This is a genomic window from Qipengyuania pelagi, assembly GCF_009827295.1.
Classification (GTDB): Bacteria; Pseudomonadota; Alphaproteobacteria; order Sphingomonadales; family Sphingomonadaceae; genus Qipengyuania; species Qipengyuania pelagi.
Genome location: NZ_WTYD01000001.1, coordinates 374,666 through 395,716, shown reverse-complemented (window position 1 = coordinate 395,716; position 21,051 = coordinate 374,666). Strand labels below are relative to the sequence as shown.

Sequence of the window (21,051 nt, the reverse complement as noted above, 5' to 3'; positions counted from 1 at the left end):
TTTAGCTCAGACTTCGGGCGCGCCCTGCACCGGGCTCGCCTGCTCGATCCGGTTGCCCGCTCCGTCGCGCAGGCGGCGCGGTTCGAGGACAGCGGCGGTCTCGATCAAGTCGAGCGCGCGCTGGGTCGCCGCATAGCGTTCGGCACTGGCGATCCACTGGGTGGCATTGTTTGCCCCCGGCAAGTTGCGCACTTCCGCGATCGCGGCTTCGGTGCGCCCGCTTTCGAGGAACATGCGCGCCCGATCGAGCCGCCGCTCCGGCTGCGGCGACGGCGTGCTTTCGCGCCGCACGACGAAAAGCTGCGACAATTCGCTGCGCACGAGATCCCAGCTGAAACGCTTGTCGGGCTCCGCAAGACTTGGCGCCAGCCCGTCCAATCGCGCAGTCAGCATGTCGAGCGTGATCGGATCGCGCGAGCTGTCGATGATCGTGCGCACCGCATTGGGCATGGCATCGCCGAACCGCAGTCGCAGCTGATCGGCGAGGAAGCCCAGCTCCGCCCCCTTCTCGATCGCGCGGCGTGTGGCAAAGGCGATCAGCAGCCCTTCGGCGCGCGCGGTGTTGCCCGCCGCTGCCTGCGCCTGCAGATCAAGCCTCGCGAGCCGCTGTTCGGCAGCGGCGAGGCGCTGGTCGATCCCGCCCTGCTGGTCCACCACCCGCTCCACCGCGGCGGCCTGGCGCGCGGCATTGGTGGCGCTGGCGCGCGGCGTCGGCATGGGCGAAGCGGTGGCGAGGTCCGCCGGTTGCGCTTCGCCGGAGAGGAGCGCGGTATCCTGCCGCTCGCCATCGCTCGCCCCCTTGTTCTGCGCGCCGAGATAGCGGTAGGTCCCGTAGCCGATCACCGCCCCGCCGAGCAGGAACGACGCCGTCAGCGCGATCAGCACCGGGCGATAGGAGGTGCGCGCGCGCTTCGTGCTCGCAATAGAATTGGTGGTGTCGTTCATTCAGGTCCGCTTGCGATCCCGCGCTGTTGTCCCTTCGAGGCCCCCGCACCGAAATGCATCGGCCCGCCTTTACCCGACCTTACTACACACTTGCGCCGCCAAGGCCAGCAGAGCGGCATCGTTTGGGCGGTCGGCGATGTGGATGGCGCGCCAGCCATCGCCTGCAGCGGGCAGCAGGCGCGGGCCGATCAGCACCGTATCCAGCCGCGCGCGAGACAGACCCAGCCGCTCGCATTCCTCCCCGAAATGGCGTGCGAGTTCGGCGGAATGGAGCAGGACGACGCCGCCCCGACCAAGATTTTCCGCAAGCGCCGGGGGGATCGGGAGATGACGCAGGCGATAGACGATCGCGTCCGTCACTTCGATCCCCGGAGGCGTTTCGAGCGCGATCCGCGCTTCGCCGCAGGGGCGCAGAAGCTTCAGAGCGCGACTAGCGAGCGAATTGAGGACATTGGCGAGACCGCCATGCCCGACGGTCTCGACCGTAAACCCGTTCTCCCGCGCCGCATCGGCGGTGGTCTCGCCGACGCAATGGACGGGCAGGTCATGCAATTCTTCGAGAAATCGGCCACCGTGGCGGAACACGTTCGCGCTGCCGACGAGCAGGCCGTCGAAGCGTTGCTCGGGAATTTGCCAGCCGACCGACTCGACCTCGGCGAGCGGTTCGCCCTCCACTTTCAAGCCGATGGACCGGGCGGCGGCGGCGCTTGCGCTCCAGCCGGGTTCGGGCCGGAGCAGGAAGGCCGCTCGGCTCACGCGGCCCCGTCGAACAGCGATCGGACCTGCTCCGGCGCGTCTCGCAGCAGCGAGTGGGCGAGTTCGCGCGGCGCGTCGCGATCCGTTCGTGCGAACCTTGCTTCATCCTCGATACGGATCGCACCGTCGGCGCTGTAGATCGCGGCACGCAGGACCAGTTCGTCGCCATCGATGCGGCTCAAGGCGGCGACCGGGCTGTGGCACGAACCGCCCAACCCTTCGAGCAGAGCGCGCTCCGCCATCACCTCGTCATGGCTCGGCGCGTGATCGATCGCGGCGAAGATCGCCCGCATCCTCTCATCGCCCGCGCGGCATTCGATCCCGATCGCGGCCTGCCCCGGCGCGGGCAACCAGTCTTCGGGTGCAAGCCGCGCGCCGACCGCATTCTCGCCCAACCGGTTGAGCCCGGCAGCAGCGAGGAAAGTCGCATCGACATTGCCCGCCGCGAGCTTCGCCATGCGAGTCGCGACATTGCCGCGAAAGGTGACGACGCGGCAATCGGGCCGGCGATGGAGCAATTGCGCCGCGCGGCGCGGTGCGCTCGTGCCGATCGTCGCCCATTGCGGCAGGGCGATGACCGATTCCGCGCCCAGCAGCCGGTCGGCGCGATCCTCGCGCTTCAGGATCGCGGCAATCGCGAAGCCTTCGGGCCGGAGCGTCTCGACATCCTTCATCGAGTGAACTGCCCCGTCGATCCAGCCTTCTTCCAGCCAGATATCGAGCTCGCGCGTCCACAGGGCCTTGCCGCCGATCTCGGCCAGCGGGCGGTCCTGTATCCGGTCTCCGCTGGCGATCACCGGCATGAGATCGACCGCGCTCTCGTCCCAGCCATGCGCCGCGCACAGCCGCGCCCGCGCCTCGCTCGCCTGCGCCATCGCGAGCGGCGAACGGCGGGTGCCGAGGCGGATCGGTCGATCGAGAGAGGTGGATTTCGAAACGGAGGTTGGCATCGCGTCGCCTTGCCCTAGCGGTGTGGGTCGCTAAGGGGAAGCGCGATGGGCTTGGTACTCGGGATAGAATCGAGCTGCGACGAAACCGCGGCGGCGCTGGTGACGAGCGATCGCACGATCCTCGCGCAGCGGATCGCCTCGCAGGATGCGGAGCACGCGCCCTATGGCGGCGTGGTCCCCGAAATCGCCGCGCGTGCCCATGCGGAGCGGCTGGCCCCGATGATCGCGGCGGTGCTGGAAGATGCGGGCAAGACGCTGGACGATTGCGACGCGATCGCGGCGACGGCGGGTCCGGGCCTCATCGGTGGCGTCATGGTCGGGCTGGTCAGCGCCAAGGCGCTGGCAATGGCGAGCGACACGCCGCTCATCGCCGTCAACCATCTCGAAGGTCACGCCCTTTCGCCGCGCTTGGCCGACCCAACGCTGGATTTCCCCTATCTCCTCCTTCTCGCCTCGGGCGGGCATTGCCAGATCCTGTTGGTCGAAGGAGTCGGGCGGCACACCCGGCTCGCCACGACGATCGACGATGCGTTGGGCGAAGCCTTCGACAAGAGCGCCAAGGTGCTGGGGCTCGGCTATCCCGGCGGCCCGGCGGTGGAGCGGCTGGCGAAGGAGGGCGATGCCACGAAAGTTCCCTTGCCCCGTCCCCTGCTGGGATCGAAGGAGCCGCATTTCTCCTTCGCGGGCCTTAAGAGTGCGGTCCTGCGCGCCAAGGAAGCAGGAATTTATGCGGACGCCGATATCGCGGCGAGTTTTCAAGCGGCGGCGCTCGACTGCGTGCTCGACCGGCTGAAATTCAGCTGGGATCGTATCGACAGGGTTCCGGCGCTCGTCGTGGCGGGGGGCGTCGCGGCCAACCAGGCGATCCGCGCCGGTCTCGAACGTTTCGCAGAAGAGCGCGCGATGCGGTTCGTCGCGCCGCCGCCGAAACTATGCACCGACAATGCGGCGATGATCGCCTGGGCGGGGTGCGAGCGGCTGGCGCTGGACGGATTCCGGCCCGACCCGCTCGACATCGCCGCACGCCCGCGCTGGCCGCTCGACCCGGCGGCCGAACCGGCGCGCGGGGCGGGAGTGAAGGCATGACGGTGCAAGCGAAGATCGGCGTCCTCGGCGCGGGCGCCTGGGGCACCGCGCTCGCCCAGATGCTGGCGAGCAACGGGCGCGAGGTATTGTTGTGGGCGCGCGAGGAAGCGCTGGTCGAGGAGATCAACGCCGCGCGGACCAATTCGCTTTATCTTCCCTCGGCCCGGCTCGCCCCTTCGATCCGCGCGACCAGCGATTTGGCCGCGATCGCCGCGCTCGACATCGCGCTGGTCGTCACGCCCGCGCAGCATATGGGCAGCGTGCTCGGCGCCATGCCGGACCATCCCCGCGACCTGGTTCTGTGCTCCAAGGGGATCGAGGCGAGCAGCGGGCGACTGATGAACCATGTCGCGCGCGACGTGGCGCCCGGTTCGGCCATCGCAGTCCTCTCCGGTCCGACCTTCGCGCACGAGGTGGCGGACGGCCTGCCCACGGCGGTCACGCTCGCGTGCGGTGGAGGGGAAGACCAGTGGGAGCGGCTCGCCCCTGCCATCGCGCGGCCAGCCTTCCGCCCCTATTATTCCGACGATGTCGCGGGCGCCGAGATTGGCGGCGCGGTCAAGAACGTGCTCGCCATCGCCTGCGGCGTCGTCGACGGGCTGGATCTCGGCCAGAACGCGCGCGCCGCCCTGATCGCGCGCGGCTATGCCGAGATGCTCCGCTTCGGCGAGGCGCTGAGTGCGCGGGCGGAAACACTGGCGGGCCTGTGCGGGCTGGGCGATCTGGTGCTGACCTGCTCCTCCACCTCCAGCCGCAATTTCTCGCTCGGCAAGGCGCTGGGCGAAGGGCGCAGCGCCGCCGAGCTGATGGCGGATCGCCGCACCGTGGCCGAAGGCGCGCACACCGCCCCGGTGCTCGCCCGCATGGCGCGCGACATGGATATCGCCATGCCGATCGTAGACGCGGTGGAGCGGCTGCTGGACGGGGCGGAGGCGCGCGGTGTCGTCTCCGACCTGCTCGCCCGGCCGCTGCGCGCGGAACGCGGCGCCTGAGCGTGAGCCTGCCGCCCCGGATTCCGCCCGGCCCTCCCCCCGGTTCGCCAGCAGTCGCGGGCCTGCCGCCAAACGGCGCGCCCGACGGCCCCGATGGCGATATCGCCGCGCTGGCCAAGGGCGGGCGCACCAACTTCCTCGGCTTCCTGCTGCGCCTCGCCGCGCGCATCCCTTTCCTCTTCATCGCCGGACGCCTCTATGGCGCGGCGGAGCTGGGGCGGTTCGCTTCGGCGCTGGTGGTGGTCGAACTCGTCGCGCTGCTGTGTTCGCTCGGCGAAAAGCGGGGCCTCGCCCAGCGCTTGGCCGAAGGCGAGGGCAAGACCCATCCCACCAATGTCGTGTTCGACGGTATTCTGCTGGCGACGTTGTTTTCCAGCCTTGCCGCGCTGTTCTTCTGGTTCGTGCCCGCGCCCCTGTTCCCGTCAGGCCAATACACTTGGCTCGACCTGCTGATCGTGCTGGCGATCCCCGGCTATGCGCTGACCGAGATCGTCCTTGCCGCGCAGGCCTATAAATACGACATCGCGACCACTGTCAGGGCGCGTGCCGTGGTCGAACCCTGGGCGATCTCGATCATGGCGGGGGTGTTCTATTTCGTGCCCGCCCTCCAGAAGTCCGGGCTCAATCTCGCCTATCTCGTGTCGATCTACGCCGGTCTCGCGGTCGGCCTGTGGTCGTTCCTGAGGAGTTACGGCCTGCCGAAGGGTTGGCGACCGCGCCCGCGCGCAATGAGCCGGATGACGGTGCGCGCTCTGCCGCTGGCGACGGCGGATGCGATCGAATGGGGCACGAGGCGCGTCGACATCTTCATCCTCGGCCTGTTCGCCGCGCCTGCCGCGGTCGGGGTGTATTACGTGGCGCAGCAGGTTGCGAGCCTGCCGCAGAAGCTGAAGACCAGTTTCGAGCCCATCCTCGGCCCGGTCATCACGAAGAATCTGAAGACCAAGAACTACGCCAAGATCGCGCAGCAGGTCTGTCAGGTTGGCTTCTGGATCACTGCGATGCAGGCGGGTATCGCCCTGGCGCTGGGCTTGCCGGGCGAAGCGGTGATGGGGCTCGTCGGACCGAATTTCGTCGGCGGGACCGGGGCGCTCGCCTTCCTCCTTGCCGCGGAAGTGGTGGCGGCCACCGCGGTCGTGTCCGAAGCGGCGCTGATCTATGTCGCGCGGGTGCGCAATCTGTGGATCTCGATCGCCACCATCGCCTTCCAGGCCGTGCTGACGGTGGGCCTGATCCTGTTGGTCGAGACGATGGATTATCCCGAAGCATTCAAGGCCGCCGCCGCCGCGATCGCCCTGATGATCGCCCTGGGCCTCGCCAGCTTGGTCAAGGCCATGCTGCTGGGCCGCATTCTCGGCCACCCGGTCAACAATTGGCGCTGGGCGGTCGTTTGGGCGGCAGCGCCCGCGATCGTCGTCGGCTATGGCGTCACGCGCCTGCCCGAATGGGCCGAGCTTCTATTCGGCATTCCCGCCATCCTGCTCGCCTATGGCTGGGTGATCTGGCGCAAGGGCTTCGGCCCGGAAGATCGCGTCCTGTTCCGCCGCAACGGCGCGCCGGACGCCAATTGATCCTGCGCGAACCGCCGATCGTTTGCCCGATTAGGCGGGTTAGCCCCCTTTTGCTCCGCGCCCCCGCCCGCTAAGGCGGCGCGCATGTCCCCTCGCCCCCTCCTCGCCTTCGGTGCCGGTGCCGCGCTCGTTATCGCGCTCGGCTATGTCGGCGGTCAGCGATACGGCGATCAATTCCTCGCGGCCAAGACGGGCGAGATCGAAGCCGCGATCGCGTCGGCGGATGGCGGGCCGGTCACGGCGCGTCTGATCAATCCGCTGGGATCGGCCATGCGCCATCCCTTGCTCCAGAACGGCGAATCTCTTCCCGAAGCGACCCGTGCCCGCGTGGCGCAGGCGGTCGCGGCGGTACCGGGCGTGGGCGGCGTGTCGTGGGAAGACGGGTCCGCTACCGCGCAGGCCAGCGCCACCCAATACACCCCGCTCCACTGCCAGGAAGATGTCGAGGGGCTCCTGCGCTCGCGCTCAATCCGGTTCGAGGAAGGCTCCGCCGCGCTCGATCCCGCCAGCCGCGTGCTGCTCGACGAGGTCGCCGATGCGCTGCGCCCCTGCCTCGGCTCGATCATCGCGATCACCGGCCATACCGACAATACCGGCCCCGAACCGGGCAATCTCGAGCTCAGCCAGGAACGCGCGCGCACGGTGCGCGAAGGACTGGTCGCGCGCGGCATTCCGCGTGACGGATTGCGGGCACGCGGGATCGGATCGCAGGAGCCGGTGGAGGGACTGGCGCCGGGCGATCCGGCCAATCGCCGCATCGAATTCTCGGTCATCGCGACCGAACCGCTCCTCCCCACCCCCGTCGACACGCCCGGAGCGCGCTGATGCCCATCTGGTTCGAGATCACGGTCATGATGCTGAGCGCCTATGGCCTCGGCGCGGCGACGGGCTGGGCCTTGTGGAACCGCTCGGCCCCCGACGGGCCCGACCTTGACGATCACGACAGCGACGGAGACGCATGATGATGGAAATGATTGAAGCGAACTGGCCGCTGCTGCTGGTCGCTTTCCTAATCGGGCTCGTGATCGCGTGGTTCCTGTTCAACGCGAACCGGCGCACCAAGGTTACGGGGGAGCGGAGCGATGTTCTCGACGAAGGCGCCGCGCCCGCCGCGCGCAATCAGGCGCTGATCGATTCCGCTCCGTCCGCCAGCGCAGGCGTCCCGAAAGAAGCCGCTCCGGTCGTCCCCCCCGCCACTCCAATGGGGCTAGCGGGTGCCGGGGAGGTGGTCGCCGCCAGCGCGGTGGAAACGCAGGCGGAGCGCGCGGACGAAAATTTGGACGAAAGCGCGGAAAGCCCTGCTCCCGCCGCACCACCCGCCCCGGTTGAAGTGCCCGAGCGCCCATCCAAGGACGCCCCCTTGGCCGATGGCGCGGACGATCTGACGAGGATCAAGGGGGTTGGCCCCAAGCTCGCCAATGCCCTGCGCGAGCTTGGCATAACCTCCTTCGCCGAGATCGCCAGCTGGGACGAGGCCGAGATCGACCGGATCGATGCCAAGCTCGGCCGTTTCCAGGGCCGCATCCGCCGCGACGACTGGAAAACCCAGGCGGCCCTGCTCGCGGGCGGGGACACGGCGGCCTATGAAAGCAAGTTCGGCCGGCTGGACTGATCCGGCTTATCGCTTGACCTCCTCCCTTTAGCCCCTAGCCTTGCGAATCGGCGGAAAGCCGATGTGTCTGGGGGTCGCAAAGGAGAAGAGGAATATGGGCCAACCAGTCATTCTTGTCGCCGAGGACGAGACCATAGTCGCCTGGGATCTGTGCGCGACGGTGGAAGAAGCGGGCTACACCGTCGAAGGGCCCTATACCGATATCTCCTCCGCCATGCTCGCCTATCAGAAGCAGAAGCCGGACCTCGCGATCCTCGACGTGCAATTGGGCGACGGAAACGTCTTCCCCCTCGCCGAACAGATGATGGCCGAAGATATTCCCGTCATCTTCCATTCGGGCAATTATACGCCGGACGAGGTCGCGGAACGCTTCCCGCGATCGCACGCGCTGGCAAAGCCCTGCCCGCCTGCCGCAATCATCGATTCGGTCCAGAACGCTCTACGCTGATCGGGTATTTCTGCCGGGGCGCCCTCGCCAGCGCCCGCATACCCTTGATGCGCTCCCGCAAGCCTGCCATCGGTTCTGCGGAGACTTGAGGAGATAGTATGGCCGGCATGGTGCCCTTCGCATGGGACGATCCCTTCGCGCTCGACGATCAGTTGAGCGAAGACGAACGCATGATCCGCGACGCAGCGCACGCCTTCGCGCAAGGCGAATTGCAGCCGCGCGTGCAGGCAGCTTTCAGCGCGGAGAAGGACGCGCCTGAGCTGTTTCCCCTGATGGGGCAGGCGGGGCTGCTGGGCGCGACGATTCCCGAGGAGTTCGGCGGCGCGGGTGCAAGCTATGTCGCCTACGGCCTGATCGCGCGCGAGATCGAGCGAGTCGATAGCGGCTATCGTTCGATGGCGAGCGTTCAGTCGAGCCTCGTGATGTATCCGATCCACGCCTATGGGTCGGACGAACAGCATCGCAAATATCTGCCCGGCCTCGCCAGCGGCGAATTGATCGGCTGTTTCGGCCTGACCGAACCCGATGCGGGCAGCGATCCGGGATCGATGAAGACGGTCGCCAAACAGGACGGGGACGGATACGTCATTTCAGGCTCCAAGACCTGGATCTCCAACTCCCCCTTTGCCGACGTCTTCGTGATCTGGGCCAAGAGCGAGGCGCATGGCGGCAAGATCCGCGGCTTCGTCCTGGAAAAGGGCATGGAGGGGCTCTCCGCGCCCAAGATCGAAGGCAAATTGTCGCTCCGCGCCAGCACCACCGGCATGATCGTGATGGACGAGGTGCGCGTGGGCGCCGATGCGCTGCTGCCCAATGTCGAAGGGCTGAAAGGTCCGTTCGGCTGCCTAAACCGCGCGCGCTATGGCATCAGCTGGGGCGCGATGGGCGCTGCGGAATTCTGTATGCACGCGGCGCGGCAATACGGGCTGGATCGCCACCAGTTCGACGTGCCCTTGGCGTCCAAACAGCTCTACCAGTTGAAGCTCGCCGACATGCTGACCGATATCGGAATGGGCCTGCAGGCGAGCCTGCGCGTCGGGCGCCTGATGGACGAAGGCAAGTTCGCGCCGGAGATGATCTCGATCGTCAAGCGCAACAATGTCGGCAAGGCGCTCGATATCGCGCGCAAGGCCCGCGATATGCATGGCGGCAACGGGATTTCCGAGGAATATCAGGTTATCCGCCACATGGTGAACCTGGAAACGGTCAACACCTATGAAGGCACGCATGACGTCCACGCCCTGATCCTGGGCCGGGCGATCACGGGCATTCCGGCGTTCTGATCGCCCATTCCGCGCGCGTCGGACCTCCGGCGCGCGCCATGCATTGGGACAAGTGATGACCCAGGACATTCGCCTCTACGGCTATTACCGCAGTTCCACCTCATACCGCCTGCGCATCGCGCTCGCCTTGAAGGGGCTCGCTTTCGATTACGTACCCGTCAATCTGCTCGAAAGCGAACAGAAGGGCGAAGCCTATAAGGGCCGCAATCCCTTCGGATCGGTGCCGATGCTGGAGGCCGGGGGCCGCGACCGGGCGCAGTCGATGGCGCAGCTTGAATGGCTGGACGAAGCCTATCCCAATACGCCGCGCCTGTTGCCCGAAAATATCGAAGACCGCTTCACTGCCCGCGAACTCGCCTATGCCGTGGCGACAGAGCTTCATGCGCCGCTGAATCTCCCGGTCTTGAAATATCTCAAGGACCCGCTCGGCCATTCGCAGGACGAGGTCGACACCTTCTACCGCCATTTCCTCGCCCGCACGCTCGACCCGCTGGAAGAGCGGTTGGCTCAGCTCGATACGAAGGACTTCCTGTTCGACCGGCCGGGCCTGTTCGAAGTCGTCCTGCTGCCGCAGGTCTATAATGCGCGGCGCTTCGATTTCGCCTTCGCCGACAAGCCGCATATTTCGCGGATCGAGCGGGCCTGTCTCGGCATGACAGAATTCCAGCGCGCCCACCCCGACGCGCAACCCGACAATCCCGAAAACACAAGAAACTGAAGGACCAGCCCTTATGAAACTCGCCACGCTCAACGATGGAACCCGCGACGGGAAGCTGGTCGTCGTCTCCAAAGACCTGACGCGCTATTGCGCCGCCGACAATATCGCACCGACCCTTCAGGCCGCGCTCGACGACTGGGATCGGATCGCCCCCAAGCTGCAAGCGCTCTACACCGATGTCGAGCACGAGGCGGTGCCCTGCGAACGCTTTCACGAGCGCGAGGCGCATTCGCCGCTTCCGCGCGCCTATCAGTGGGCGGACGGTTCGGCCTATATCAATCACGTCGAACTGGTGCGGAAAGCGCGCGATGCGGAAGTACCGGAAAGCTTCTATCACGATCCGTTGATGTACCAGGGCGGTTCGGACAAGTTCCTGCCGCCGCGCGCGGACATCCCCTTGGGCGATCCCGCCTGGGGCTGCGACATGGAAGGCGAGATCGCCGTCATCACCGACGACGTGCCGATGGGCGTGTCGAAGGAAGAGGCAGCGGATCACATCAAGCTGCTGATGCTGGTCAACGACGTGTCCTTGCGCGGCCTGATCCCGGCGGAACTTGGCAAGGGGTTCGGTTTCTTCCAGTCCAAGCCGTCGAGCGCGTTCAGCCCCGTCGCGGTGACGCCCGACGAATTGGGCGATGCCTGGAAGGATAGCGTGATCCACCTGCCGCTGATGGTCGATTACAATGGCGAGTCCTTCGGCCGCGCCGAGGCGGGCGAGGACGCGACCTTCAGCCTCGCCGAACTGGTCGCCCATGCCGCCAAGACGCGCGAACTGGGCGCGGGCGCGATCATCGGATCGGGCACGGTTTCGAACAAGGGCGAGGATGGCGGCCCCGGCAAGCCGGTCAGCGAAGGCGGGCGCGGCTATAGCTGCATCGCCGAAATCCGCATGATCGAAACGATCTACGACGGCGAACCGAAGACCCGCTTCATGCGGGCGGGCGACACTGTCCGGGTCGAGATGAAGGACCACCAGGGTCACTCGATCTTCGGCGCGATCGAACAGAAGGTGGTGGAGGCCTAGTCTTCAAGATATCGGAGAGGGGGACCACAAACAAAGCATGGTCCCCCTTCCCCTTAAGCGCACGCATCACATCGAACGCGCGATCACCATCTTCATAATCTCGTTCGACCCGCCGAAGATCCGGCTGATGCGGCTGTCGCGGAACATGCGCGCGATCGGGTAATCATTGATATAGCCTGCCCCGCCATGCAGCTGCAGGCACTTGTCCACCACTTCGCCCTGCAATTCGGTCACCCAGTATTTGGCCATGCAGGCGGTCGGCACGTCCAACTCGCCCTTCAGGTGCTTGGCGATGCAGTCGTTGACGAAGATCTTCGCCGCCGTGCCCTTCGCCTTCAGGTCCGCGAGCACGAACTGGGTGTTCTGGAAATCCCAGATCGTCTGGCCGAACGCCTTGCGCTCCTTGGTGAACTTCACAGTCTCTTCCAGCGCGCGTTCGATCACCGTCATGCCGCCCATCGCGATGATGAGGCGCTCCTGCGGCAATTCGCCCATCAGCTGATAGAAGCCCTTGCCCTCTTCCCCGCCGAGCACGTTTTCCGCCGGGACGAACACGTCGTCGAAGAACAACTCGCTGGTGTCCTGCGCATCGAGCCCGACCTTGTCGAGCTTCTTGCCGCGCTGGAACCCTTCCGCGCCTTCGGTCTCCAGCAGCATCAGCGAGATACCCTTGGCCCGCTCCTTCGGGTCGGTCTTGGCGACGATGATGATGAAGTCGGCGATCTGGCCGTTGGAGATATAGGTCTTGGCCCCGTTGATCCGGTAGCCGTTCCCGTCCTTCAGCGCAGTGGTGGTGATGCTCTGAAGGTCGGAGCCGACACCCGGCTCGGTCATGGCGATGGCGCTGACCAGCTCGCCCGAAACCAGCTTGGGCAGATATTTCTTCTTCTGCTCCTCGGTCCCGTGGCGGACCAGATAGGGCAGGATCACAGTGTTGTGGAGGCTGGCGGAAAAGCCTTCGACGCCGTGTTTGCCCTGTTGGTCGATCACCACCATTTCATGGCGGAAGTCGCCGCCATGGCCGCCATATTCTTCCGGGACGGACGCGCCGAGCAGACCCGCTGCGCCAGCCTCTTTCCAGAATTCGCGCTCGACCTGGCCATCCTCGCGCCATTTCAGCACGCGCTTTTCGGGCGCGTGCTTTTCGTAGAACTTGCCGACCGCGTCGGAGAAGATCGCGATCTCCTCGTCCTGCATATATTCGGGTTCGGGTACGTCGATGACGGCCATGCTTATTTCCCCTTCCAGTTCGGCTTGCGCTTCTCGGCGAAGGCGGCTGCGCCTTCGCGGGCGTCCTCGCTGACGAAGACTGGGCCGATCAGCTGCGCCTGCCTGTCGTAGCGCTCGTCCATCGACCAGCCGCGCGATTCCTTGAGGATCTGTTTCGACACGCGCACCGCCAGCGGGCCGTTTTCGGCGATCTTGCGCGCCAGTTCCTTCGCCCCGTCGAGCGCGGAGCCGGAGACCACGCGGTTGATCAGGCCGAGTTCGTAAGCGCGGCCCGCATCGATGAACTCGCCCGTCAGCGCCAGCTCCATGGCGATCCGTTCGGGGATCTGGTCAGGCAGCATCATCACCCCGCCCGCCGCCGCGACGAGGCCACGCTTGGCTTCGGGGATGCCAAACTTGGCGCCGTCATTCGCCACCACCAGATCGCAGGCGATCATCAATTCGAGCCCGCCCGCCAGCGCATAGCCTTCGACGGCGGCGATCAGTGGCTTTTTCGGCGGCGCCTGGACCACGCCCCCGAAGCCGCGCCCTTCCACGCTCGGGCTCTCGCCGCGCAGGAAGCCCTTGAGATCCATGCCCGAACAGAACGTGCCGCCCGCCCCGGTCAGGATCGCGACGCGCAGATCGTCCTGCGCGTCCAGCCGGTCCATCGCCGCAGCGATCCCTTCGGCGGCGGCCTTGTTCATTGCGTTCTTGGCTTCGGGGCGGTTGATCGTGACGATCAAAACGCCGTCCTCGACCTCGGTCTGTACCTCTTCGCTCATGCCTCTCTCCATTGCATTTCGAAACTGGTCTTGCCGCAGTGCTGCTTGAGGCTTACGCAAACGTCAACCGGCAATCGCCGGAGCGAGAGAGGAGCACGCCATGCCTGAAGCCTATATCATCGACGCCGTCCGCACCCCGCGCGGGATCGGAAAGCAGGGGAAAGGTGCGCTTGCCGCCATGCACCCGCAGCATCTCGCCGCGACCGTGCTGAAGGCGATCGCCGAGCGCAACGATCTCGACACGGCGACGGTGGACGACGTGATCTGGTCGGTCAGCACGCAGGACGGAATGCAGGCAGGCGATCTGGGTCGGATGGCCGCGCTCGATGCGGGCTATGACGTGACCTCGAGCGGGACCACGCTCGACCGGTTCTGCGGTGGCGGGATCACCAGCGTGGCGCTGGCTGCGGCACAGGTGATGAGCGGGATGGAGGATTGCGTCGTCGCGGGCGGGACCGAGATGATGAGCCTCACCGCGCAGATGGCGAAAGAGAAGATAGCGGCAGGCCTCAGGCCGCCGATGATGGGCAGCTATAACGAGCGGCTCCAGGCGACTCACCCGCAGAGCCATCAGGGCGTGTGTGGCGATGCGATTGCCAGCAAGGAAGGCTTCACCCGCGAGGAACTGGACGAGGTCGGCTATCGCAGCCAGCAGCGCGCCGCCAAGGCGATCGAGGAAGGCCGGTTCGACAGATCGCTAGTGCCGGTGAAGGACGATCAGGGCGCAATCGTGCTGGACCGCGAGGAATTTCCCCGGCCCCAGACCACGCGCGAAGGCCTCGCCGAATTGCAGCCCGCCTTCACCAAGATCGCCGACATGCCGCTCGACACAAACGGCACCACGTTTCGCGGGCTGGTGAATGCGAAATATCCCGACCTCGCAATCGAGCATTTCCACCATGCGGGCAATTCCTCGGGCGTGGTCGATGGCGCGGCGGCGGTGCTGGTGACGAGCCGCGACTATGCCGAGAAGCACGGTCTTAAGCCGCGCGCGCGGATCGTGGCGACCGCGAATATGGGCGATGATCCCACGCTGATGCTGAACGCCCCCGTTCCAGCGGCGAGGAAGGTGCTGGAAAAGGCTGGCCTCACCGTGGACGATATCGACCTGTTCGAAATCAACGAGGCCTTCGCGGTGGTCGCGGCGAAATTCGTGCGCGATCTCGGGCTCGACTGGGACAAGGTCAATGTGAATGGCGGCTCGATCGCGCTGGGCCACCCGATCGGGGCGACCGGATCGATCCTGATCGGCACGATCGTCGACGAACTGGAGCGGCAGGACAAGCGCTATGGTCTCGTCACGATGTGCGCCGCGGGCGGCATGGCCCCGGCGATCATCGTCGAACGGGTGAGCGATTTCGTCGACTAGCGGGGCGCGAGCAGCGCAAGCAGCGCGAAGCTCGCCAGCCAGTGTTCGCCCATGTAATCGCCCGCCACGCTGGCTTCGGCGGCGGCGAAATGGCGATCGGCCAGCGCGCGCATGTCGGCCACGGCAGAATGCGGCGCGATGGCCGAAGCGATTTCGCGCAAGGCCCAGGCGCGGCTGAGATTGAGCCCGTCGAGATGGGCGATCTTGCCGTCGCTGCGATCGGACACGAAGGCGGGCTCGCATTCGTTTTTCAGCCAGCCATTGTCGATCACCAGCGCCTCGAACCAGGGCGCGAACCTCTCGCGCGGCCAGGTGCGGGACATCAGCAGCGCAGCGGTGAGGACAGGGGACAGGAACTCGTCGCCGCCCGGCTCCCATCCGCGATAGTCGCTCCGATCCGCAAAAGCGGTCTCGGCCCAGCCGTCGATGGTCGCGACGAGCGCGGCATCGCGCTCGCCAGCCCAGTCGCGCGTCAGGACGAGAGCGAAGCTGGTGTTGAAATGGGTGCCGACAGTGATCGGATAGGTCAGCAGCGGCAGATAGGCGGCGAACCGCTCTCCAAACGCGCGCGCGAGCGGTTCCAGCCTCGCGCCCCATTCGCGATCCTGATGTCGCGCGGCCTCTGCGTGCAAGGCCAGCAGCCAGCCCCAGCCATAAGGTCGCTCGAACCCGCGCGCTTCGGGCCGGTCGAGATAGGCACGTTCGACCGCCAGCTTTTCCTCGGTGAACGTCTCGTCCGCCAGCGCCGTGATCTCTTCCGCTTCGGGCGTGGCGGGGAACAGGCGCCGCAAGGTCAGCAACGTCCACCAGCCATGGACGCAGCTGTGCCAGTCGAAGCTGCCGAAGAACGCCGGATGCGCCGTGCGCGGAGGCCTTACGTCCGCTTCCGAGGCGAAAACGTGATCGTCCTTGTAAGGGTAAGGCCGCGTCACATGGCCCAGCGCGATCCGGGCGTAGCTTCGCGCCAGATCTTCGGTCAATTCCATAGCCAGAACCCCGCCAGATAGATGATCGCCACATTGCATCCCCAGAGCGGGATCGCGGTCCAGACCTGCTGGCGGATCACGCCGTTCTGATCGTCGAGTTCGAGCAGGGCGGCGGGCACGATGTTGAAATTGGCCGCCATCGGCGTCAGCAGCGTGCCGCAGAAGCCCGCCAGCATCCCCACCGCGCCGATTACCGCCGGATTGCCGCCGTAATCCTCGACCAGAAGCGGTATCCCGATCGCCGCCGCCATCACCGGGAAGGCGGCAAAGGCATTGCCCATGATCATCGTGAACAGCGCCATGCCGAAGCAAAAGACCAGGACGGTCACGAAGACGCTGTTCTCCGGGATCACCTCACCCGCCAGCGCGCCGATCACATCGCCCACGCCCGCCAGCGCAAACACGGCGCCCAGCGCCGCCAGCATTTGCGGCAGGATCGCCGCCCAGCCGATCGAATCGAGCAGGCGCCGCCCTTCTTCCGCCGGCGCCAGCACGGGCGGTCGCAGCCAGATCATGGCGGCGACCAGAGCGACGAGCACGCCCACACCGAACAGGATCAGCGTCTCGCGCCGCGCTTCGAACAGGCCGGTCTCGCCGAAAGGCGTGTAATTGTAGAGCAGCGTACCCACCACAGCCGTCAGCGGTACGATCAGCGCGGGCAGGAACAGGCGATTGCCCAAGATTGCGGAAAAGTTCAGCCGCTCTTCCGGCGTAGTGGTCGGCGGATCGCTGCGCTTCAGCAGGCCAAGCCCGGCAATGCCCACCATCGCCAGCACCAGCACGCCATTCGCGAAATCGCCCATATGGCTGCCGAACAGGAAGCTCGCCGCGAGCAGACCCCAGAACGCGCCATTGCCCCAGCATCGATCGCGCAAGGACAGCAGCGCCCAGATCGCGAAGAACGCGCCCGCGAGGATATAGAGCCATTCATAGGTGATCATGCCCGCTCCTCCCCGGTACGGGAAGGGGGACCGCCATGCGTAACATGGGGGTGGAGGGGCACCGGATCAGAAACCGGCAAACGTGCCCCTCCCCCATCCTTCGGATGGTCCCCCTCCCCCGATGGGGAAGGATTGCGGCCCATCCGCCGGTCCATGGCGAGGATGCGCCCGCCATGGATCAGGAAGGCGCAGATCGCGGTCGGGATCGCCCAGACCGAGAGTTGCAGCGGCGTCAGCGGATAGCCCGCGGCCTCGAACACGCCCTGGATCAGGAGGATCGAGGCGATCGCGAAGAAGATGTCCTCACCGAAGAACAGCCCGACATTGTCGGTCGCCGCCGACATGGCGAGCACTTTCTGCCGCTCGGCTTCGGGCAGGACCCCGTGCGATTTGGTGGCCGCCGCCTCCGCCATGGGCGCGACGAGGGGCCGCACCGCCTGGGGATGGCCGCCGATATCCTTCATCCCCAAGGCCGCAGTCAATTGGCGGAACAGGAGATAGAGCACCAGTAACTTGCCCATGGTCGCGCCCCGCACGCTCTCGATCAGGCTTCGCGCGCGCTGCTGCAATCCGTAGCGTTCGAGCAGGCCGATCACCGGCAGGATGATCCACGTCACCGAGATATAGCGATTGTCGTTGAAGGCGCGCCCCAGTGCCTCGACCACCGCGACGATGTCGAGTCCTGCCAGAAGCCCCGTCGCCACCGCCGCACCGACCACCACGAGCAGCGGATTGAACCGCAGCGCGAAGCCGATGACGACCAGCGCGATGCCGAGCAGCGGCCAATAGTTCATGCGCCATATCCTCCGCCGCCGGGGGTCAGGATCACGAAGGCGTCGCCGGGCTGCATTTCGGCCGATCCCGTCGCGCCCAATTCCTCGCGCGATCCATCGGCCCGCTCGACCCAGTTGCGTCCCGGCTCGGCATCGCCGCCGCCAGCAATACCCTGCGGCGGATGTTCGCGGCGATTGGCGAGGATGTTCGCGCGCATGTCGTCGAGGAAGGTCACGCGCCGCTCCACCCCGTCGCCACCACTATGCGCGCCCTTCCCGCCCGATCCGCGCCTGATCGCGAAGCGGTCGAGCCGAACCGGGAGGCGCGTTTCGAAAATCTCCGGATCGGTCAGGCGCGAATTGGTCATGTGAGTCTGAACCGCGCTCGTCCCGTCATGATCTGGCCCCGCCCCCGATCCACCGCAGATCGTCTCGTAATACTGATCGCGCGCATTTCCGAAGGTGAAATTGTTCATCGTCCCTTGGCTCGGCGCGAGGCGACCGGTGGCGGCGAACAGCGCATCGGTGACAACCTGGCTGGTCTCGACATTGCCCGCCACCACCGCCGCGCCGGGGCGCGGGTTCAGCATCGATCCTTCGGGCACGACCAGCTCGACCGGGCGCAGGCAGCCATCGTTCATCGGGATCGCATCATCGATCAGCGTGCGCAGGACATAGAGCGTCGCGGCGCGCGTTATCGAGCGCGGCGCGTTGAAATTGTCCGGGCGCTGGTCGCTGGTGCCAGTGAAGTCGATCACGGCAGCGCGCGCTTCGCGGACGATGCGGATTGCCACCTTGACCACCGCGCCATTGTCCATCGGATAAGCGAACTGCCCGTCCTCGAGGCGATCGAGCAGTCGCCGCACGCTTTCTTCGGCATTAGCCAGCACGTGGCCCATATAGGCCGCAACCGTCTCGCCACCGGAATCGCGCGCGGCGCTGTGGAGCAATTCGGCCCCGCGCGTGCAGGCAGCGAGCTGGGCCCTCAGGTCGGACAGGTTGCGATCGGGATTGCGGGCGGGATATTCGGCGCTCGCCAGCAGGGCACGGACCGCGTCCTCGCGAAAACGCCCTCCGTCGACGAGCAGGAAATCGTCGATCATCACGCCTTCTTCCACGATCGTGCGGCTTTCGGGCGGCATCGATCCAGGCGCGATGCCGCCGATATCGGCATGATGACCGCGTGCGGCGACGAAGGCGTCGGGTTCGTCCGAAGCCTCATCGTAGAAGACCGGCACGATCACGGTGATGTCGGGCAGATGCGTGCCGCCACGATAGGGATCGTTGAGCATATAGGCATCGCCGCGCCGGAATCCACGCCCGTCCCTTTCGCTCCCACGCGTCTCGATCACCCGCGCGATGGAATCGCCCATGCTGCCCAGATGCACCGGAATATGCGGCGCATTGGCGATCAGCGCGCCTTCGGCATCGAACAGCGCGCAGGAGAAATCGAGCCGTTCCTTGATGTTGACCGAACTCGCCGTGCTTTGGAGCACCACGCCCATCTCCTCGGCGATGGCCATGAAGAGATTGTTGTAGATTTCGAGCCGGACCGGATCGACATGGCTGCGCTCCGAAACGCCCGCTGCCTGCGCACGCTCGAGCGGTTCTGTGCGTGTGAGCACGAGGCTGCCTTCCGACTGAAGGCGCGCCTGCCAGCCGGGTTCGACCACGGTGGTCGAGCCGGGATCTATGATCAGCGCCGGACCGTCCACATTATCGTCCATGCTCAGCGCCGCGCGTTCCATGGTCCTCCAGTCTCCCGAGGGCGTTCCGCCCGCCGCCACCGGCTCCACCTCCGCCGTGTCGAGCCCGCCGGAAAAGCCGCTCGCCTCGACGCTGAGGGCCTCGACCACGATCGGGGCCGCATCGTCGGAATAGCCGAAGCGCTGGCGGTGAAGGCGGCGGAAATTCGCGTCCATCGCGGCTTTGTCCTCGCAATCGACGGTCAGAATGCTGTCGCTGCCGGAAAACCGCAGGCGTGCCCGGCTTTCGAGCGTTATCGCATCCGCTGCGATGCCCTGTTCGAGCAGGTCGGTGCGTGCTTCTTCCTGCAAAGCCGCCAGATCGTCATCATAGGATTCCTCCAGCGGCCGCACCAGACTGACCTCGCGGATCGCCTTCACCGGGGCGAGGCCGATCCCGTAGGCTGACAGCATCCCTGCGAGCGGATGGACCAGCACCGTCTCGATCCCCAATTCGTCCGCCACCTTGCAGGCGTGCTGGCCGCCAGCACCGCCGAAACAGGCGAGCGCGTATTGCGTCACGTCATGGCCGCGCGCGACGCTGATCTTGCGGATCGCATTGGCCATGCTGTCCACCGCGATGGCAAGGAAGCCTTGCGCGATATCCTCGATCGGACGCGGCTCTGCCCCTAGCTTTTGGACGGCGGCGGCGATCTCTTCCAACCGTGCCTTCGCTGCGCCGGGATCGAGCGGAGCGTCGCCAGCGGGGCCGAACACGCTCGGGAAGAAGGCCGGATCGATCCGGCCGAGGACGAGGTTGCAATCGGTCACTGTCAGCGGCCCGCCCTTGCGATAGCAGGCGGGTCCCGGATCGGCGCCCGCGCTTTCAGGGCCGACACGGAAGCGCGAACCGTCGAAGCTGCAAATCGAGCCGCCGCCTGCCGCTACCGTGTGGATCTGCATCATCGGCGCGGCGACGCGCACGCCTGCGACCGTGCTGTCCCCAGTCAGCTCGTAATGGCCCGCATAATGGGCGACATCGGTACTCGTCCCGCCCATGTCGAAGCCGATCAGCTTCGTATGGCCGAGCGCCGCGCCAGTCGCCGCCATGCCGACCACGCCGCCTGCCGGACCCGACAGGATCGCATCCTTGCCCCGGAACGCGCCGACCTCGGCCAGCCCCCCGTTCGACTGCATGAAGCGCAACGCGCCGGTTTGCGGCAGGCTGGCGCGCAGATTATCGGTGTAGCGATCGAGGACGGGGGAGAGGTAGGCATCGACGCAGGTTGTGTCGCCGCGCGGGACGAGCCGGATCAGCGGCGCGACCTCGTGGCTGACGCTGACCTGCGCGAAGCCCAGTTCGCGCGCCAGATCGCGGAGCTTCACTTCGTGATCGCGGTGTGTCCAGCCATGCATGAGGACGATCGCGATGGACTCGAACCCATCCTCGCGCAGGGCGGCGAACTCTCGCCGCGCCGCGTCGACATCGAGCGGTTCGAGCACTTCGCCATCGACCGCCACGCGCTCGGTAATCTCGACCACGCGTTCGGGCAATTGTTCGGGCAGGACGATATGGCGCGCGAAGATATCGGGCCGGGCCTGCGTTCCGATCCTTAAAGCGTCGGCAAAGCCGCGCGTGATGGCCAGCGCGATCCGCGCGCCCTTGCGTTCGAGCAAGGCATTGGTCGCGACGGTGGTGCCGACGCGCATTTCCGCGATCGGCGCATCCGGCGCGTATCGTTGCATCAGGCGCCGCACCGCTTCGCTGGCGGCGTCATCGTATCGTCCGGGGTCCTCGGACAGCAATTTGTCCGTCACCAGCCGACCGTCGGGCGTGGTGGCGACGACATCGGTGAAGGTGCCGCCGCGATCGACCGCGAAGCGCCAGCTCGGCTTGGAGGAAGCGTCTGTCATGGGC

The 21,051-nt window shown here is 66.4% G+C and carries 20 protein-coding genes; 11 read left to right on the top strand and 9 right to left on the bottom strand.

What is annotated here, in order from left to right:
• Positions 1-6 precede the first annotated feature (6 nt).
• The 3 genes from GRI47_RS02050 to hemC all read right to left on the bottom strand — a co-directional run bounded on the left by GRI47_RS02050 (position 7) and on the right by hemC (position 2,651).
• Positions 7-945, bottom strand: coding sequence for a hypothetical protein (locus GRI47_RS02050; protein ID WP_160659723.1), 939 nt, complete (start codon positions 943-945; stop codon positions 7-9).
• A gap of 69 nt (positions 946-1,014) precedes the next feature.
• Positions 1,015-1,701 (bottom strand): uroporphyrinogen-III synthase, encoded by a 687-nt coding sequence (locus GRI47_RS02045; RefSeq protein ID WP_160659722.1) that lies wholly within the window; start codon positions 1,699-1,701, stop codon positions 1,015-1,017.
• On the bottom strand, positions 1,698-2,651 hold the full coding sequence (gene hemC, locus GRI47_RS02040) for a hydroxymethylbilane synthase (protein ID WP_160659721.1): 954 nt from the start codon (positions 2,649-2,651) through the stop codon (positions 1,698-1,700). Before hemC ends, GRI47_RS02045 begins: the two co-directional genes overlap by 4 nt.
• Before the next feature lie 45 nt (positions 2,652-2,696).
• On the opposite strand from hemC, the gene tsaD reads away from it, so the two are divergent.
• From tsaD to GRI47_RS01995, 10 genes are all read left to right on the top strand, one after another.
• Positions 2,697-3,737 carry a tRNA (adenosine(37)-N6)-threonylcarbamoyltransferase complex transferase subunit TsaD gene (gene tsaD / locus GRI47_RS02035; RefSeq protein ID WP_160659720.1) on the top strand — a complete coding sequence of 347 codons (1,041 nt, stop codon included), beginning with the start codon at positions 2,697-2,699 and terminating at the stop codon, positions 3,735-3,737.
• Entirely contained in the window at positions 3,734-4,729 is a 996-nt protein-coding gene (locus tag GRI47_RS02030) for an NAD(P)H-dependent glycerol-3-phosphate dehydrogenase (RefSeq protein WP_160659719.1), read from the top strand. The genes tsaD and GRI47_RS02030 overlap by 4 nt, the downstream gene beginning before the upstream one ends.
• Positions 4,730-4,791: 62 nt before the next feature.
• Entirely contained in the window at positions 4,792-6,300 is a 1,509-nt protein-coding gene (locus GRI47_RS02025) for a lipopolysaccharide biosynthesis protein (protein WP_160661259.1), read from the top strand.
• An 84-nt stretch (positions 6,301-6,384) separates the two neighbouring features.
• On the top strand, positions 6,385-7,125 hold the full coding sequence (locus tag GRI47_RS02020) for an OmpA family protein (protein WP_160659718.1): 741 nt from the start codon (positions 6,385-6,387) through the stop codon (positions 7,123-7,125).
• Positions 7,125-7,262: a hypothetical protein gene (locus GRI47_RS14740; protein ID WP_202387150.1), complete on the top strand. Its 138-nt coding sequence runs from the start codon at positions 7,125-7,127 to the stop codon at positions 7,260-7,262. Before GRI47_RS02020 ends, GRI47_RS14740 begins: the two co-directional genes overlap by 1 nt.
• Positions 7,259-7,912, top strand: coding sequence for a helix-hairpin-helix domain-containing protein (locus GRI47_RS02015; protein WP_419956977.1), 654 nt, complete (start codon positions 7,259-7,261; stop codon positions 7,910-7,912). Before GRI47_RS14740 ends, GRI47_RS02015 begins: the two co-directional genes overlap by 4 nt.
• Before the next feature lie 94 nt (positions 7,913-8,006).
• Positions 8,007-8,360, top strand: coding sequence for a response regulator (locus tag GRI47_RS02010; RefSeq protein ID WP_160659717.1), 354 nt, complete (start codon positions 8,007-8,009; stop codon positions 8,358-8,360).
• Between the two features lie 107 nt (positions 8,361-8,467).
• On the top strand, positions 8,468-9,643 hold the full coding sequence (locus GRI47_RS02005; protein WP_160661257.1) for an acyl-CoA dehydrogenase: 1,176 nt from the start codon (positions 8,468-8,470) through the stop codon (positions 9,641-9,643).
• A gap of 67 nt (positions 9,644-9,710) precedes the next feature.
• Positions 9,711-10,361, top strand: a complete 651-nt coding sequence (maiA, locus tag GRI47_RS02000) for a maleylacetoacetate isomerase (protein WP_160661256.1) — start codon at positions 9,711-9,713, stop codon at positions 10,359-10,361.
• A gap of 13 nt (positions 10,362-10,374) precedes the next feature.
• Complete coding sequence (locus GRI47_RS01995) at positions 10,375-11,385, top strand: fumarylacetoacetate hydrolase family protein (protein ID WP_160659716.1); 1,011 nt, start codon at positions 10,375-10,377, stop codon at positions 11,383-11,385.
• Positions 11,386-11,451: 66 nt separating this feature from the next.
• Here the strand turns inward: GRI47_RS01995 and GRI47_RS01990 are convergent, their stop codons facing one another.
• A complete protein-coding gene (locus tag GRI47_RS01990) occupies positions 11,452-12,615 on the bottom strand; it encodes an acyl-CoA dehydrogenase family protein (RefSeq protein WP_160659715.1) in 1,164 nt (387 codons plus the stop codon).
• A gap of 2 nt (positions 12,616-12,617) precedes the next feature.
• Positions 12,618-13,379 carry a crotonase/enoyl-CoA hydratase family protein gene (locus tag GRI47_RS01985; RefSeq protein WP_202387146.1) on the bottom strand — a complete coding sequence of 254 codons (762 nt, stop codon included), beginning with the start codon at positions 13,377-13,379 and terminating at the stop codon, positions 12,618-12,620.
• 100 nt (positions 13,380-13,479) lie between these two features.
• Here GRI47_RS01985 and GRI47_RS01980 point away from each other — a divergent pair, with 100 nt between their 5' ends.
• Positions 13,480-14,748, top strand: a complete 1,269-nt coding sequence (locus GRI47_RS01980; RefSeq protein ID WP_160659713.1) for an acetyl-CoA C-acetyltransferase — start codon at positions 13,480-13,482, stop codon at positions 14,746-14,748.
• On the opposite strand, the gene GRI47_RS01975 is transcribed toward GRI47_RS01980, so the two are convergent.
• From GRI47_RS01975 to GRI47_RS01960, 4 genes are read right to left on the bottom strand one after another with little or no spacing between them, the layout of a single operon-like run.
• Entirely contained in the window at positions 14,745-15,734 is a 990-nt protein-coding gene (locus tag GRI47_RS01975; protein ID WP_160659712.1) for a DUF2891 domain-containing protein, read from the bottom strand. The two genes, GRI47_RS01980 and GRI47_RS01975, sit on opposite strands and share 4 nt — an antisense overlap.
• Positions 15,725-16,675: a DUF979 domain-containing protein gene (locus tag GRI47_RS01970; protein WP_160659711.1), complete on the bottom strand. Its 951-nt coding sequence runs from the start codon at positions 16,673-16,675 to the stop codon at positions 15,725-15,727. Before GRI47_RS01970 ends, GRI47_RS01975 begins: the two co-directional genes overlap by 10 nt.
• Positions 16,672-17,469 carry a DUF969 domain-containing protein gene (locus GRI47_RS01965; protein ID WP_160659710.1) on the bottom strand — a complete coding sequence of 266 codons (798 nt, stop codon included), beginning with the start codon at positions 17,467-17,469 and terminating at the stop codon, positions 16,672-16,674. The genes GRI47_RS01970 and GRI47_RS01965 overlap by 4 nt, the downstream gene beginning before the upstream one ends.
• The gene (locus GRI47_RS01960; protein WP_160659709.1) at positions 17,466-21,047 is read right to left on the bottom strand and encodes a hydantoinase B/oxoprolinase family protein; all 3,582 of its coding nucleotides are present in this window, start codon (positions 21,045-21,047) and stop codon (positions 17,466-17,468) included. Before GRI47_RS01960 ends, GRI47_RS01965 begins: the two co-directional genes overlap by 4 nt.
• Positions 21,048-21,051: the final 4 nt, after the last annotated feature.